The organism is Frankia sp. AiPs1 (genome assembly GCF_023716945.1).
Classification (GTDB): Bacteria; Actinomycetota; Actinomycetes; order Frankiales; family Frankiaceae; genus Frankia.
Window position 1 is genome coordinate 1 of record NZ_JAMQQF010000777.1, and the last position, 2,160, is coordinate 2,160.

A 2,160-nucleotide genomic window follows, 5' to 3' on the forward strand; every position below is an offset into this window, starting at 1 on the left:
GGCCAACGGCACGGCGGGCGACGGCGCGGCGGGCAACGGGGCCGTAGGCGACAGGGCCGAGGGCGACAGGGCCGAGGGCCAGGGGGTGGATGCGGCGGCGCCTTCAGGCGGGAACGCGGAGCCCTCGGGCGCGGGGTCCTCGGGCAGCCAGAGGTTCGCCTCGCCGGCGCCGGCGGCCAGGGCCAGGTTGCGCAGCAGCGGCGCGACCCGCTGCCCCAGGGTCGCGTCCGCGGGCAGGGGGACGACCTCTTCGGCAAGAACGACCCATGCCGGGCGCGCCAACCGCGGCAGAGCCGTCACCGCGGGTAAGGCAGACGTCCACGACGAGGCTGACACCGAGGCCGGCATCGAGGCTCACGCCGAAGCTGGCATTGACGACCAGGCTGCGATGGCGCCACCACAGCCGCTCAGTCCCCCGACGCCTGGGCGTCCAGGTAGCGCAGGACCGCCAGCACCCGGCGGTGATGCGCCGCCGAGTCGGCGGGCAGGTCCAGCTTGGTGAAGATGCTGGCGATGTTCTTCTCCACCGACTTCGCCGACAGATACAGAGCGGCGGCGATGCCGTTGTTCGACCGGCCCTCCGCCATCAGCCGCAACACGTCCGACTCCCGGGGACTCAGCGTCGCCAGCGGACCGCTGGGGCCGGCGGGGCGGTCGACGAGGCGGCGGGCGAGCACCGGTTCGATCACGATCTCCCCGGCGTCGATGCGGGCCAGGGTGTCGGTGAGCACCTGCACCCCGGCGATCCGTTCCTTGAGCCGGTAGCCGATCCGTTCGGTACCGATCTCCAGGAACCGCATGAGGTACAACGTCTCGGCATAGTGAGACAGCAGGAGCAGCCCCGTGCTCGGGTGCCGGGCCCGGACCCTGGCCGCCGTCGTGAGGCCGCCCTCCGCGCCCGGCGGCATGCGGATGTCGACGATGGCGACGTCGACCGGTTCGGCGGCCAGCAGCTCCAGCAGCGCGTCGCCGTCCGCGACGCAGCCGACGACCTCGTGCCCGGCCGTGGTGAGCAGCAGCAACAGCCCCTCGCGGAACAGGGCGGCGTCGTCGGCGAGCGCTACCCGCACGACGCCGCCGCACCTATCCCTGCCCCTGTCCCCGAACCCGACCCCGCAGTCTGTGCCCACGAGACCCGCTCCCACAGCGCACCGTCATCTCGCCGGGAGGCTGCGCGGGCAGCTTCGATCAGGCGGCCGGTCAGTACCGAAGTCGCACGGTCCACGGACGGATCGTTCCACGTCCACGAGATCGACACGCAGCTTCGCAGGTCACACCAGCCGCGGCCGACAGACCAGGATCCCCCAGCCCAGGCCAGGCCAGGCCAGGCCAGGCCAGGCCAGGCGATCATGCGGTTCCGCGGTTCCGCGGAACCGCATCCGCATCCCCCGCGTCCAGCCCTCCACCCCCAACTCCCAACTCCCAACTCCACTCCCCCAGCCCCAGCCCCAGCCCCAGCGATCATTGTGTGTCCCCTAATGTCCACCGCCTCGACGATCCGAATCAAGGAGGGCTGACGAACCTCCTGATCGCAACCAGATATGCGCTCGGGTCGGCTCCGCACGTCTCTACGGTCTTGGCCGTTGTCCAACTGCCGCCGCGGTCGGTCTCACCAGTTGCATCCGACCCTCGCGGGTGACCGCGAGGAGCGTGGCCGGAACGGGGATCGGACGCGGGGGAACGTCATCCGGGGGTCCCGGCGACTCCTCGACGATTCCCTGCGCACCCGAGGGAGTGGGCGCCGGGCGCCTCTCGGCCTCGGCCGCCGCCTCGGCCAACGGCTCAACCGGCGCCTCGACCGACGCGCCGGTCGGCGCGTCAGCCAACGCCTCGGTTGGCGCCGTGGTCGGCGCTGTGGTCGGCGCTGTGGTCGGCGCTCCACTGTCTTCGCCGACGACAGCGGAGTTCCTCCACCCATCGTCCTGCGGCCAATCTTCCGCCGGCGGCTCCCCCACCGGCCCCGGTTCCCCCGGCGGCACCGCTTCCACCGGCGGCTCCCTCACCAGCCCTTCGTTCATCGGCGGCTCGCCCGCCGGGCCTTCCTTCACCGGCAGTTCCCCCACCGGCAGTTCCCCCACCGGCCAGCCGGTGTCCGCCGGCGCGGTCGCCGGCGGACGCGGACCGGGCCGGGCCTGCTGCGGCGCCGGCACCGCCCAGCGC

General features: G+C 73.0%; 1 protein-coding gene and 2 pseudogenes. 1 reads left to right on the forward strand and 2 read right to left on the reverse strand.

Annotation, left to right across the window (positions count from 1 at the left end):
• Nucleotides 1-300 (reverse strand): annotated as a pseudogene (locus ND748_RS30545) (hypothetical protein); the annotation flags it as partial.
• Nucleotides 301-407: 107 nt separating this feature from the next.
• On the reverse strand, nt 408-1,070 hold the full coding sequence (locus tag ND748_RS34790; protein ID WP_251749750.1) for a response regulator transcription factor: 663 nt from the start codon (nt 1,068-1,070) through the stop codon (nt 408-410).
• A 772-nt stretch (nt 1,071-1,842) separates the two neighbouring features.
• Between ND748_RS34790 and ND748_RS30555 the strand changes: the two are divergent.
• Nucleotides 1,843-2,160: pseudogene (locus tag ND748_RS30555) on the forward strand (hypothetical protein); the annotation flags it as partial.